The 12,411-nt window shown below is 70.7% G+C and carries 12 protein-coding genes; 9 read left to right on the top strand and 3 right to left on the bottom strand.

Going from position 1 to position 12,411, the window contains the following annotated elements:
• Positions 1 to 236 precede the first annotated feature (236 nt).
• A complete protein-coding gene (locus tag ABZ887_RS23850) occupies positions 237 to 1,526 on the top strand; it encodes an MFS transporter (RefSeq protein ID WP_361292620.1) in 1,290 nt (429 codons plus the stop codon).
• 118 nt (positions 1,527 to 1,644) lie between these two features.
• Here ABZ887_RS23850 and ABZ887_RS23845 read toward each other — a convergent pair whose 3' ends face one another.
• A complete protein-coding gene (locus ABZ887_RS23845) occupies positions 1,645 to 2,640 on the bottom strand; it encodes a LysR family transcriptional regulator (protein WP_361292618.1) in 996 nt (331 codons plus the stop codon).
• 122 nt (positions 2,641 to 2,762) lie between these two features.
• Between ABZ887_RS23845 and ABZ887_RS23840 the strand changes: the two genes are divergently transcribed.
• The 6 genes from ABZ887_RS23840 (at position 2,763) to ABZ887_RS23815 (ending at position 9,017) form a co-directional block, all read left to right on the top strand.
• Entirely contained in the window at positions 2,763 to 3,746 is a 984-nt protein-coding gene (locus ABZ887_RS23840; RefSeq protein WP_361292616.1) for a fumarylacetoacetate hydrolase family protein, read from the top strand.
• Positions 3,743 to 4,705: a cyclase family protein gene (locus ABZ887_RS23835; protein WP_361292614.1), complete on the top strand. Its 963-nt coding sequence runs from the start codon at positions 3,743 to 3,745 to the stop codon at positions 4,703 to 4,705. Before ABZ887_RS23840 ends, ABZ887_RS23835 begins: the two co-directional genes overlap by 4 nt.
• Before the next feature lie 180 nt (positions 4,706 to 4,885).
• Complete coding sequence (locus ABZ887_RS23830) at positions 4,886 to 6,049, top strand: FAD-dependent oxidoreductase (protein WP_361292612.1); 1,164 nt, start codon at positions 4,886 to 4,888, stop codon at positions 6,047 to 6,049.
• Positions 6,046 to 7,065, top strand: coding sequence for an amidohydrolase family protein (locus ABZ887_RS23825; protein ID WP_361292610.1), 1,020 nt, complete (start codon positions 6,046 to 6,048; stop codon positions 7,063 to 7,065). Before ABZ887_RS23830 ends, ABZ887_RS23825 begins: the two co-directional genes overlap by 4 nt.
• Positions 7,066 to 7,080: 15 nt before the next feature.
• The gene (locus tag ABZ887_RS23820) at positions 7,081 to 8,019 is read left to right on the top strand and encodes a VOC family protein (RefSeq protein WP_361292608.1); all 939 of its coding nucleotides are present in this window, start codon (positions 7,081 to 7,083) and stop codon (positions 8,017 to 8,019) included.
• Between the two features lie 26 nt (positions 8,020 to 8,045).
• Positions 8,046 to 9,017 (top strand): fumarylacetoacetate hydrolase family protein, encoded by a 972-nt coding sequence (locus ABZ887_RS23815; protein WP_361292606.1) that lies wholly within the window; start codon positions 8,046 to 8,048, stop codon positions 9,015 to 9,017.
• Positions 9,018 to 9,084: 67 nt separating this feature from the next.
• Here ABZ887_RS23815 and ABZ887_RS23810 read toward each other — a convergent pair whose 3' ends face one another.
• Positions 9,085 to 10,035, bottom strand: a complete 951-nt coding sequence (locus tag ABZ887_RS23810; RefSeq protein ID WP_361292604.1) for a helix-turn-helix transcriptional regulator — start codon at positions 10,033 to 10,035, stop codon at positions 9,085 to 9,087.
• A 277-nt stretch (positions 10,036 to 10,312) separates the two neighbouring features.
• Between ABZ887_RS23810 and ABZ887_RS23805 the strand changes: the two genes are divergently transcribed.
• Positions 10,313 to 11,335 carry an MBL fold metallo-hydrolase gene (locus tag ABZ887_RS23805; RefSeq protein ID WP_361292602.1) on the top strand — a complete coding sequence of 341 codons (1,023 nt, stop codon included), beginning with the start codon at positions 10,313 to 10,315 and terminating at the stop codon, positions 11,333 to 11,335.
• A 92-nt stretch (positions 11,336 to 11,427) separates the two neighbouring features.
• The gene (locus tag ABZ887_RS23800) at positions 11,428 to 11,841 is read left to right on the top strand and encodes a DUF6069 family protein (protein ID WP_361292600.1); all 414 of its coding nucleotides are present in this window, start codon (positions 11,428 to 11,430) and stop codon (positions 11,839 to 11,841) included.
• Positions 11,842 to 11,880: 39 nt separating this feature from the next.
• On the opposite strand, the gene ABZ887_RS23795 is transcribed toward ABZ887_RS23800, so the two are convergent.
• On the bottom strand, positions 11,881 to 12,360 hold the full coding sequence (locus tag ABZ887_RS23795) for a helix-turn-helix domain-containing protein (RefSeq protein ID WP_361292598.1): 480 nt from the start codon (positions 12,358 to 12,360) through the stop codon (positions 11,881 to 11,883).
• Positions 12,361 to 12,411 lie beyond the last annotated feature (51 nt).

Genomic DNA, 12,411 nt, shown 5'->3' with positions numbered 1-12,411 from the left:
TACCTGCTGCCGGTCGGGGATCGGGTCGGCGGCTCATCCATGCCGTGGATGAGCCGGATACGTGATTCGGATCGCGTGGAGGATGGCGAGCGGGCCTCCCGGCCGCCCATAGTCGTCCCTACCCGCACGCCGCTGTCCGGACCAGTCGCCGACGTGCGGTCGTCCGCGGCATGCTGTGCGCCACAGGCGCCCGTGAACGGTATGCCCGCTCCCTCGCACCGTCCCCTGGAGTCGCCATGCCTGGTTCCGTTCCCTCGCCCTCGTCGTCTGCGATCGACGACACCCTCCAGTCGTCCGTGGCCGTCTCGGGCCCCGCGCACATGCTGCGTGTGACCCTGCTGATGGCGGGCAGCTGTCTGCCGATCCTGGGGGCCGTGCTGATCGCCCCGGTGCTGCCGAAGATGCAGGACCACTTCGCGTCGGTGCCCGGGGCCAAGGCGCTGGTGCCCCTCGCGCTGACCGTTCCGGCCCTCTCGCTGGCGCTGCTGGCCCCGTTCGCGGGCGCGCTCGTGGACCGGCTGGGACGCAAACGCCTGCTGACAGCGGCGACCCTGTTGTACGCCGTGTTCGGCACCGCGCCGCTCTGGCTGGATTCACTGGTGGCCGTCATCGCCGGCCGGGCCCTGGTCGGGGTCACCGAAGCCGTGATCATGACATGCTGCACCACGTTGATCGGCGACTACTACAGCGGTGCTCGGCGGGTGAGGTACCTCGCCCTGCAGACGATGTGCGCGTCCGCGTCCGCCACCGTCTTCTTCGTGGTCGGCGGCGCCGCGGGATCGGCGGGCTGGCGGGGGCCCTTCTGGATCTATGCCGTGAGCCAGGTGCTCGCCCCCCTGATGGCCGCTTTCCTGGCCGACCCGGCGACGGGCGCGGCGGCCGCCGGGACGTCGGTCGGCGGGACGTCGGTCGCCGAGGTGAGACGTCCCTTTCCCTGGCGGCAGATGGGCGGTATCTGCGGTCTTACTTTCTTCGGGGCGGTGGTCTTCTACACCGTGCCGGTCGAGATGTCGTACCTGCTCGACGACCTCGGGGTGAAGAACTCCGCAGTGATCGGCCTGGCCGCCGCGGTCGCCAGTGCCGCCACCGTGGGCGGGGCGGTCACCTTCGCCCGTCTCAAGCGCTCCCCGGACCCGTTGCTGCCCGTCGCGCTCGGGCTCGGCGCGATCGGTTTCGGAGTGATCTTCCTTGCCGGGAACGCTCCGCTGCTGGTCGTCGGCGCGGTCGTGAACTGCCTGGGCACCGGCATGCTGCTGCCCGCCCTGCTCACGAGCGCCATGTCCCGGCTGGCGTTCGCGGACCGCGGCCGTGGCACGGGACTGTGGATGGCGGCCTTCTTCGGCGGTGAGTTCGTCTGCCCGCTCGTGCTGCTCGCCGGGGAGTCGGCGGTCGGCACGCTCGCGGGTGCGGTGGGCGCGCTGGGGCTGGCTGCCGCGGCCGCCGCGGCAGTGCTGTGGACGGCCCGCCGCCGGGTGGGCGCCGTGGATCCGCGGCCGCTGCCGGAGCAACTGGTCCGAGGCCGCTGAAGTCCACGGGCCGGGAGCACGAGGCGTCCCGGCCCGTCCGGCGGGGATGCCGTCGTGTCGGACGGCGGCACCACCGGCACGAGGCGGACACCGCGTGCCGTGTGCGGTGTCCTGCCGGTCATCGGCCGGCGTGGGGTGCGCGGGGCCGGGACGGCGGGACACCCGGCCCCTCGCCCGGCGCGGTGGCGGACGCGGGTGCGTCCGGGCCGTTGCCCGTCAGGGTCGCGCCCACCTCGGCGGCCTTGCGCCGCAGCCAGATGTGGGCCGCGTCCTGGGTGTGCACGGGGTGCCACCACATCGCCTCCCGGACCGGTACGGCCTCGAACGGGCAGGGCAGGACGCGTACCCCGGCGGCCAGAACCGCCCTGCGGGCCAGCCGCTCCTGGATCATCGCGACCCGGCGGGTGCCCTCGACCATGTGCGGCAGCAGCTGGAAGGTCTGCACCGAGACCTCCACCCGGGGACTGATGCCGATCATGCTCAGCTGACGGGCGACCGGGGCGTCGTAGGGGCGCTGGTAGACGACCCAGGGCAGGCCGGCCAGCTGGTCGAGGGTGAGTGCGTCACCCACCTCCGGGTGGTCGTCGGCGACCATGCACAGCCAGCGGTCCGTGTAGAGGTCGACGGCGGGGAAGCCGTCGATGACGCCGTGCGGCATCAGGAGGCCGTCGACGGTGCTCAGGAGCGCCGCGGTGTTCTCCTGTACAGAGGGTGCCGGGTGCTGGAAGGTGAGCCGGATGCCGGGCGCCTCGTGGTGCAGGGCACGGGCGAGGGCGGCACCGAAGACGGCCGCGCCGTAGTCCGACGCGAGCAGGGTGAACTCGCGGATCTCGGCGGCCGGATCGAAGTCGGCCTGGCTGGCGAAGACGCGCTCCAGCAGGTCGCAGGCGGTGGCGCTGCGGTCGCGCAGGGCGACGCCGAGCGGGGTCAGTTCGTAGGTGTTGCCGGTGCGGGCGAGCAGCTCGTCGTCGAAATGGCGGCGCAGCCGGGACAGCGCCGCGCTCATCGCGGGCTGGCTCAGTCCGACGCGCTCGCCGGCCCGGGTCACGTTGCGCTCCTCCAGCAGTGCGCGCAGGGCGAGGACCAGATTGAGATCGAGTCGGGACAGGTTCACCGAGCACCATCCAAGGCAAGGGAACGCCATCCACGCCATGGATGAGGCGCATCCACAGGATTGATTTCCGTGATTGACGGATCGAGGTCAGAGTAGACCCCATCCCAGCGGGAGGACATCTGATGGCAACACTCGTGCAACCTGCCGGCCCGTTCGGGCTCGGCACGTTCTCTGCTCCGGACGGACGGCCGTTCCCCGGCATCCTGGCGAAGGGCCGCGTACTCGATCTCGGCCGAGCGCTCGCCTGGGCACCGTCCGAGGTGCGGGACGTGGTGGAGCGCTGGGAGGAATCCCTCCCCGTCCTGCACGTCCTGGCGGACGAGGACGGCCTCGACTGGCAGCCTCTGGAGAGCCTCCGGGTGCACGCCCCGCTGCAGCCGCTACAGATCTTCCAGTCGGGTGCCAACTACCGGCAGCACGTCATCGACCTGGAGGTCGCCCACCGCGCCTGTGACGACCCGCGCACGGTCGAGGAGGCACGGGCGGAGATCGCCGCGGTGATGGACCGGCGGGCGGCGGAGGACCTGCCGTACGTGTTCATCGGTCTGCCGAGCACGGTCGCCGGGCCCTACGACGACGTCGAACTTCCGTCCTGGGCCGAACAGCCGGACTGGGAGCTGGAGTTGGCGGCTGTCATCGGCAGGACGGCCCATCGGGTGTCGGCCGAGGAAGCCCTGGACCACGTGGCCGGGTACACGATCGCCAACGACCTCACCGACCGGGCCACCGTCTTCCGGCGGGACATGAAGGCGATCGGCACCGACTGGCTGCGCTGCAAGAACGCGCCCGGTTTCACCCCGCTCGGCCCGTGGCTCGTCCCGGCCGGGTCGGTCGCCGACCCGGGTGACCTGCGGGTCACCCTGAAGCTCAACGGCGAGACCATGCAGGACGAGTCCACCAAGGACATGCTCTTCGGCGTGGCCCGGTTGGTGTCGTACATCTCGCAGACGGCCCGGCTCCTGCCGGGCGACCTGGTGCTGACGGGCAGTCCCGCGGGCAACGGCATCCACTGGGGGCGGCTGCTGCGGGAGGGCGATGTCATGGAAGGGGCCATCACCGGTCTGGGCATGCAGCGCACCCGCTGTGTGGCGGAGACGCCGGCATGAGCCTGGACCGTCACGATCCCGAGGGCGCCGTCGCCGAGGCCGCCAAGGCGTACTCCAACTGGGGGCGTTGGGGCGCGGACGACGTGCTCGGCACCCTCAACTTCCTGGACGAGGCCAAGCGGCGCGAGGGCGCCGCGCTCGTCCGGCGCGGGGTGAGCTTCTCGCTGTCACAGCGGTTCGACATGGAGGGGCCGCAGAAGGGCTGGCGGCGCCGGACCAACCCCGTGCACACCATGCTGGACACCGGCACCGACGCCGCCCTCGGCAACCAGGGCTTCCCGCACGGCATCGGCGGCGCCGACGACGTGATCGCGATGCCCCTGCAGTGCTCCACCCAGTGGGACGGGCTCGGGCACATCTTCGACCACGGCAAGGCGTGGAACGGCCGGGACGCCGCGACCACGGTGACCTCCGACGGCGACCTGGTCACCGGCATCGAGCACATGGCGCCGTACGTCGCCGGACGCGGGGTGCTCCTCGACGTCGGCCATGTCATCGGTGCGGACGGCGAGTTGCCGGACGGCTTCGCCATCACCGAGGAGCACCTGACCGCGACCGCCGAGGCCCACGGCGTGAGCGTCGGACGCGGTGACATCGTCGCCGTACGCACCGGACGGCTCACCCGGGCCCGCCGCGACGGCTGGGGCGACTACGCCGGCGGCGACTCGCCCGGGCTGTCCTTCACCACGGCCGGCTGGCTGCACCGCACCGAGATCGCCGCGATCGCCACCGACACCTGGGGCTTCGAGGTGCGGCCCAACGAGTTCGAGCACGCCTTCCAGCCGCTGCACCAGGTCGCCATCCCGCATCTGGGCCTGCTCATCGGCGAGATGTGGGACCTCGACGCCCTCGCCGCCGACTGCGCGGCCGACGGCGGGTACGAGTTCTGGCTCACCGCGGCACCGCTGCCCATCACCGGAGCCGTCGGCTCACCCGTCAACCCGATCGCCGTCAAGTAGCCCGCCCAGGACGCCGGTTCGGTCGCCGGACGCGCGGTATCCGGACAGCGACGGCACCTCCGGCCCGCACCTCCGGCCCGCACCCCCGTCCCCACTCCTGGCCCGCGTTCGCAGCGGGCGAGCCAGCCGCACCCCAGCCGCCCGAAGCCGCGCGGCCCGACCCCGGGAGGTATCCCCGACATGGCCGACAGCCGCACTCCTGCCCAGCCGCCGACCCGAAGGACCCCCGCCGTCCTGGTCATCGGCGGAGGTGCCTCGGGCAACGCCGTCACCGTCCTGCTGCGCCGCGCCGGGATCGCCGTCGACCTGGTCGAGGCCCGTCCCGACTGGAACACCGGCACCGGCTCCGGCATCACCCTCCAGGGCAACGCCCTGCGGGTCCTGCGCGAACTGGGCGTGTGGGACCAGGTGGCGGACTCCGGATACGCCTTCGGCTCGCTCGGCGTGACCGCCCCGGACGGCACCGTCCTGTTCGTCGCCGAGGACCTCCGGACCGGCGGCGAAGACCTGCCCGCCACCCTCGGCATGCAGCGCCCCCGGCTGCAGCAGATCCTCATCGACGCCGTCCGGGCCTCCGGTGCCGGCGTACGCCTGGGCACCACCACCGAGACCCTCGACCAGGACGCCGACGGTGTCTCGGTGCGCTTCAGCGACGGCACCACCGGCCGCTACGACCTGGTGATCGCCGCCGACGGCCTGAACTCGGCCACCCGCGCCGCGATCGGGATCACGGACAAGCCGGAGCCCACCGGCATGGCCATCTGGCGCATCGCCGCCCCACGGCCCGCGAGCGTGACACGTACCGACCTGACGTACGGCGGCCCCGCCTACATCGCGGGCTACTGCCCCACCAGCGAGAACACCCTCTACGCCTATGTCGTCGAGGCGTGCCGGGACCGCGCGGCCATCGACCCTGCCGCCCACGCCGACGAGATGCGCCGCCTGGCGCAGGGTTACGGCGGCGCCTGGCCGGAGATCACCGAGCACATCACCGACCCGGAGAGGGTCAACTACACCTGGTTCGACCGCCTGCTGGTCGAAGGTTCCTGGCACCGCGGCCGGGTCGTGCTCGTCGGCGACGCCGCCCACTGCTGTCCGCCGACCCTGGCCCAGGGCGCGGCGATGTCCCTGGAGGACGCCCTCGTCCTCGCCGAACTGCTCACCGGCGGACGGGACTGGGACGACGAACTGCTGCAGGGCTACCACGACCGCCGCATCCCCCGGGTGCGCACCGTCGTCGAGGCTTCCGTGCAGATCGGCCGGTGGCAGCTGGACGGCGTGCGCGACGCCGACATGGCCGGGCTGGTCGGCCGCACCATGAACCTCCTCAAGGAACTCCCGTGACCGTCACCGCGTCCACGGCGTCCGACGCGCCGACGATCGACGTCCACGCCCATCTCCTGCTGCCGGAGGTCGAGGAGGCCGTCGCCGGCCGGCCCGGCCTCGCCGAGGCCCGCGAACTCGACGCCCGCCGCACCGGCCCGGCGGCCCTCACCGTCAACGGTCCGATGGTCGGGGCGCGCGTGCCGAGGCTGACGGACGGCGCCGTACGCCTGGCGGCCATGGACGCGCAGGGCGTGGACGTCCAGCTGGTCAGCCCGTCCCCGTCGCACTACCACTACTGGGCCGGGTCCCGACTGGCCGAGAACGTCTGCCGGTTGGCCAACGAGGGCACCGCCGCGCACTGTGCGAAGGCTCCCGACCGGCTGCACGGGCTCGGCTTGGTCCCTCTCCAATTCCCCGACCTCACCGTGGAGTTGCTCGACCACGCACTGGACCAGGGCCTCAAGGGCGTGGAGATCTCCTCGCACGCCCCCGGCCGCGAGCTCTCGGATCCCGCGTACGAACCCTTCTGGACCCGTGCCGAGGAAACGCGCGCCCTGGTCTTCCTGCACCCGTTCGGCTGCACCCTCGACGAGCGTCTGGACCAGTGGTACCTGTCCAACACCGTCGGCCAGCCCGTCGAGAACGCCGTCGCCCTCTCCCACCTCGTCTTCTCCGGTGTCCTGGACCGCCACCCGGACCTGAAGCTGATCGCGGCACACGGCGGCGGCTACCTGCCCACCCACCTCGGCCGCTCCGACCACGCCTGGCGGGTCCGTCCGGACGCGCGGAGCTGTGCACGGGAGCCGAGCAGCTACCTGAAGCAGCTGTACTTCGACTCCCTCGTCCACGACCCGTTCGTACTGAGGGAGTTGCTGCGCGCCGCGGGTGCGCGGCGGGTCCTGCTCGGCTCCGACTTCCCCTTCGACATGGGCACCGAGGACCCGCTGTCCGCGCTGCGCGCGGCGGACCTGCCCGACGACGACTTCCACGCGGTGCGGGGCGGCAACGCGGCCGCCCTGCTCGACCTCGACTGAGAAGGAACCCCCACGATGAGCGACCGTCTGCTCACCCACCTGCGCCACGTCGACCTCGCCGTGCCCGACTACGACAGGCAGCTCGACTTCTACTCCGGTGTCTGGGGCCTGACCAAGGTCGCCGAGGACACCGGGATCTCGTTCCTCGCCGCCGAGGGCAGCCCCGAGCAGTACGTCGTACGGCTGCGGCAGGCCGACGAGAAGCGCCTCGACCTGGTCTCGTACGGTGCCGCCTCGGCCGCCGATGTCGACACCCTCGCCGGGCAACTGTCCTCCGGTGGCGTTCAGTTGATCTCCCAGCCGGGCAAGGTCGACACCCCCGGCGGCGGCTACGGCTTCCGCTTCTTCGACATCGACGGCCGCACCGTCGAGGTCTCGGCCGACGTCGAGGTCCGCCGGCACCGCAGGATCGAGGAGAAGGAGTCGATCCCGGTCAAGCTGTCGCACGTCGTCCTCAACTCACCGGACCTCGACAGGACCCGCGCGTGGTACGAACGCCACCTCGGCTTCCGGCTGTCCGACACGCTCGGCCACCCGCACATCGGCGACGTCATGCACTTCATGCGGATCAGCAGCCAGCACCACTCCATGGCCATCGCGAAGGGCCCGCACACCTCCCTGCACCATGTCTCCTTCGAGATGCGGGGCATCGACGAGTACATGCGCGGCTCCGGCCGTGTCATACGGGCCGGCTTCAAGAAGGTCTGGGGTCCGGGCCGGCACATGGCGGGCGACAACACCTTCAGCTACTTCCTGGACCCGCACGGCAACACCGTCGAGTACACGACCGAACTGGAAGTCCTCGACGAGGACACCTGGCACCCTCATGTCCACGACTTCTCCCGGCCCGAGGTCACCGACCAGTGGGGCACCGCCAACCCCATGAACGAGCTGGTCACCAAGGAGTCCTTCAACGACGTGGACCGCGGCTGCTTCGTCGCCCCGCCGGTCTGAACCCGAACCCCGACAGGACCCCTTGCATGCGTTTCGCCACGTACGAACACCGCGATCGACGCCAGGTGGCCGTCGTCGAAGAGGACGGCACGCTCTACCCCCTGCCCGGCGTCAGCTCGCTGACCGGCCTGCTCGCCGAGGGCGGCGGTCTGCCCGGCCTGCTCGACGCGGGCTCCGTCACCCTCGACGTCCCGGCCGGCCCCCACGTCCTGGACGTACGGCTGCTGCCGCCCCTCCAGCCGCCCACCGTGCGGGACTTCGTCACCTTCGAGGAGCATGTCGAGGGCGTACGGCGGTCCGTGGACGGTGCTTCCGGCGTGCCGGAGCAGTGGTATGCGGCTCCGACGTTCTACTTCACCAACCCCTACGCGGTGTACGGCCCTTACGACGACGTCCCGGTGCCGCCGGGGTCGGGACTGCTCGACTTCGAGCTGGAGGTGGCCGCCGTGATCGGGAAGGAGGGCCGTGACCTCACCGTGCGGCAGGCCCGTGACCACATCGTCGGCTACACCGTCCTCAACGACTGGTCCGCCCGCGATCTGCAGTCCGCCGAGATGAGGGTGGGCCTCGGTCCGTGCAAGGGCAAGGACACCGCCACCACCCTGGGCCCGTACCTGGTCACCGCCGATGAACTGGACAAGTACCGTGACCCGGACGGCTTCCTGCGCCTGGCACTGACCGCCGAGATCAACGGCGAGGTGGTCGGCAGGGACCTGCTGTCCAACATGAGCTGGACCTTCGAGGAGATGGTCGCCTACGCCTCGCGCGGTACCGTCGTCCGTCCCGGCGACGTCCTCGGCTCCGGAACCTGCGGCAACGGCGGTTGCCTGGCCGAGCTGTGGGGCCTGCGAGGCAGGCAGGACCCGGCGCCGCTCAAGCCCGGCGACACGGTCGCCCTCACCGTCGAGGGCATCGGTACCGTCTCCAACACCGTGGTGGCCGGTCCCGCCCCCGTCCCGGTCGGCGCCGCTCGCCGTCGCCTCCGGGAGAGGCCGTGACCGAGCGGCCGCCGGGCAAGGTGGTCGTGGTCACGCCGGCCCAGCCGGTGACGAGCACATCGAGCAGTCACAGGGCCGTGTCGGACGCCTGAGGGTCCTTGAGCAGGGTCGGGCTCTCGCGCGTGTGCTGCCGGTAGTCGAGGGGAGGCTCGCCGTACTGCCGCTTGAACGCGCGGGAGAGGTAGAGGCGGTCGTCGATGCCGACACGGGTGGCGATCTCGCCGACCGTGAGGTCGGTGAAGCGCAGCAGCCGCGCTGCCTCGGTCATGACCCGTTCGGTGATGAGGGCGCGGGTGGAGCGGCCGGTCGCACGCGACAACGCCCGCCACAACGTGGCCGGTGACACGTTGAGCTGCCGCGCGTAGTGGCTCACGTCGCGATGGCGTGCGAAGTCGCGTTCGAGCAGTTCACCGAAGCGTCTCGACAACTGGAGATCGGTCTGTTCCGGCCCGTGCGGCGTGTCACGGTCGTGCCAGCGCGCTGTCCAGGACAGCAGTGTCATGAGCAGATGACGTTGGATGTCGACGCTGTGGACCTCGGGAGACCTTCCCGCCTCCGCGGCGAGCGTCCTCACGACGGCGTCGACCCGGGCCGTGTCGCCGTACGGCACCTCGGCCGACATCACGCCGGTACCGGCGAGCAGCGTGCCGACGACCGAGCGTGCCGCCGGCTCGTCGTGCAGCAGCTCGTCACCGAATCGGACGACCGCTCCGGACAGCTCCTGTCCCCGCTCCAGCTGGTGGACGCCGCGACGGCCGATCAACAGCAGTGTGTTCGCGCTCTGCAGCCGGCGCTCGTCGTCGATCAGATGCGAGCAGTCGCCCTCGCGCGCCCAGACCAGCTCGTAGAACTCGTGCCGGTGCGGGCCGCTCACGGGGCACTGCGGGTCGCCGAACGTCTCGTGCTCGTAGAGGTGGACGAAGACCGCGGACCGGGCCTCCGGGAGACGTACGACGGCCAGATCGCCGATGCGTGGGCCCGGGACCGTCGGGAAGGTCACCGGCCGGGTGTCGGACATGGACTCTCTTCGCTCGGCAGCACACATACGTGACAAGAACCGTGACAAGAACCGTGACAGGAACACCCTAGGTGGCATCTCGCACGGTCGTCACCCGAGAACCCCCGAACCCCTGAACTGGTCGATGGGGAACGTCCATACATCGGAGAGGTGCGTCCATACCGCGCCCGGGTGGTCCTGGACAACATGTGAGGGGAGCGCTTCCGCGGTGTCACCCGAGTGCCTCGCGGAGTGGCGCCGTCCACGTGACCCATGGTCAGCAAACACAGGAGCCACCGTGATCAACCGTCGTCATGTCCTGCGCGGCAGCGGTATCGCTGCCGGTGCCGCCGCCCTCGGCCTCGCCGGCATCTCCCCTGCGAGTGCCGCCGGACAACCCTCGCCGCCGGCCTTCCTGCCGCTGCCCGAGAGCGTGAAGCCCCTGCCGGTCAACGCGGACGGCTACCGCCTGGAACGGGTGGGCCGCAACGGGTACGTCCTGATCTACCAGTACGTCCAGTCCGTGTTCGTGGTGACCCGTACGGGGGTCGTACTCGTCGACGCACCGCCTCTGACCAGTAAGGTTCTCCGGGCCGCCATAGCGTCCGTGACCAACAAGCCGGTCACGCACTTCTTCTACACCCACAGCCACGCCGACCATGTCGCCGGCGTCACCAACTACCCCAGGGCGACCCGGATCGCGCACCGTGACACCGCGACACTGCTGACCCTGCACAACGATCCGTCCCGGCCGAAGCCGCACGTCGTGATCAACGAGGACCACAAGGTGCTGTACATCGGCGGCGAGGAGATCCACGTGGTCTACCCGGGAGCCAATCACGAGTCCGGGAACATCCTCGTGCACTTCCCCGCGCAGGGGCTGACGGCGATGTCCGACGTCGTCATGCCGGGCTGGGCGCCGTACCGGGCCTGGGGCAACGCCGACTACCTGCCCGGCATTCTCGCCGGGCACGACGCGATTCTCGGCACCGACTTCACCACCTATGTCGGCGGCCACATCTACCGCACCGGCACCCGCGCGGAGGTCAGGCAGTCACGTGAGTTCTTCCTGGACTTCTGGACCACGACACAGAAGACCCTGGGGAACATCTCGCTGCCGGAGATCCAGGCGGGCCTGGCCGAGCCCCTGAACGGATGGGCGGCCCAGAAGGTCTGGATCGACCGGATCGCGCAGTCCGTGATGTCCGAGATGATCGACCGCTGGGGCACGAAGATCGCCGCGGTGGACACCTTCACGGCCGACTGCGCCGGTGCCGCCGCCGTATCCATCCTCACCGACGCTCCGGTCGACTTTCCCTGAGCGGCGAGGAATGACGCTTGAAACCTCAAGCAGAGAAGGGGACACTTGCGTTTGATATTTCAAACTGATCTCTGACGTCCCTGGGAGCAGCCGTGTCCGTCACCTCACCCGCAGTCGCTGTCCGCCGTGGTCCGCTCGTCGTGGCGGGAGGAGTGCTCGGCGCGATCGTCGTCTCCTCCGTCGCGAACACGTTGATCGCGCTCATCGCCCATGCCGTCGGGGCGCCCGACGACTTCCAGCCGTTGAAGGCGTCCTCGTACGTCTTCCTGACGGCGGTCGGGGTCGTGCTCGGCTCGGCCGGATGGGCCGTCGTACGCAAGGCGGCGAAGGACCCCGGGGCGCTGGTGCGCCGACTGGTGCCGGCGGTCGTGGTGGTCTCCTTCGTGCCGGATTTCCTGCTCTTCGGGGACGGCGGAGCCACGGGTGTCCTCGCCCTGCTCCTGATGCACGTGATCGTCGCGGTGATCGCGGTGTTCACCTACCGCAGGGTCATGCCTCTGTCGTGACGGAGGGTGGCGAGGGCGACGGCGGCGGACGGGTGCCCCCTATTCGGCAGCTTCGGTGACTCCGGCGATGACGGGTGGATGGGTTCCGCCCGTGACGGTGAGGTCTTCGAACCGGACGATCTCGCCGCAGGAGGCGCAGGTGCTGTCGACGTGCAGGAGGGAGCCGCACACGTGGGTGAACTCGGCGGTCTGTGCGCCGTCGCGACTCCAGCGGTCGCCCCACTGCTTGAGTGCGAGCAGCACGGGGGCGAGGTCGCGCCCCGCGGGGGTGAGGAGGTACTCCTCGCGCGGCGGGCGCTCGCTGTACCGGCGTCGTGACACGACGCCGGCGTCGACGAGTCTGGTGAGCCGGGCGGAGAGCACGCTGCGGGGCGCGCCGAGCTGTGCCGCCAGGTCGACGAACCGGTGGTTTCCGTAGAAGAGCTCGCGGACCAGCTCAAGGGTGTAGCGGTCACCGACGACGGCGAGGGCGTCGGTGACCGAGCACTCGCGGGGGGTTGGTTTGACTTTTGGACTCACGTGGCTAGGGTACTCGCAGGAGTCGGTCCAGATTTCATACCAACTAGACTG

The organism is Streptomyces sp. NPDC047061 (genome assembly GCF_040643955.1).
Taxonomy (GTDB): Bacteria; Actinomycetota; Actinomycetes; order Streptomycetales; family Streptomycetaceae; genus Streptomyces.
Note: the sequence above shows the minus strand (reverse complement) of the source record. Positions and strands in the feature narration are given on the sequence as shown.

Excerpts from the sequence above, each read along its gene's own strand:
- ABZ887_RS23820 (WP_361292608.1), top strand. The coding sequence starts at position 7,081 with ATGAGCGACCGTCTGCTCACCCACCTGCGCCACGTCGACCTCGCCGTG.
- ABZ887_RS23830 (WP_361292612.1), top strand. The coding sequence starts at position 4,886 with ATGGCCGACAGCCGCACTCCTGCCCAGCCGCCGACCCGAAGGACCCCC.
- ABZ887_RS23815 (WP_361292606.1), top strand. The coding sequence starts at position 8,046 with ATGCGTTTCGCCACGTACGAACACCGCGATCGACGCCAGGTGGCCGTC.
- ABZ887_RS23835 (WP_361292614.1), top strand. The coding sequence starts at position 3,743 with ATGAGCCTGGACCGTCACGATCCCGAGGGCGCCGTCGCCGAGGCCGCC.
- ABZ887_RS23840 (WP_361292616.1), top strand. The coding sequence starts at position 2,763 with ATGGCAACACTCGTGCAACCTGCCGGCCCGTTCGGGCTCGGCACGTTC.
- ABZ887_RS23810 (WP_361292604.1), bottom strand. The coding sequence starts at position 10,035 with ATGTCCGACACCCGGCCGGTGACCTTCCCGACGGTCCCGGGCCCACGC.
- ABZ887_RS23850 (WP_361292620.1), top strand. The coding sequence starts at position 237 with ATGCCTGGTTCCGTTCCCTCGCCCTCGTCGTCTGCGATCGACGACACC.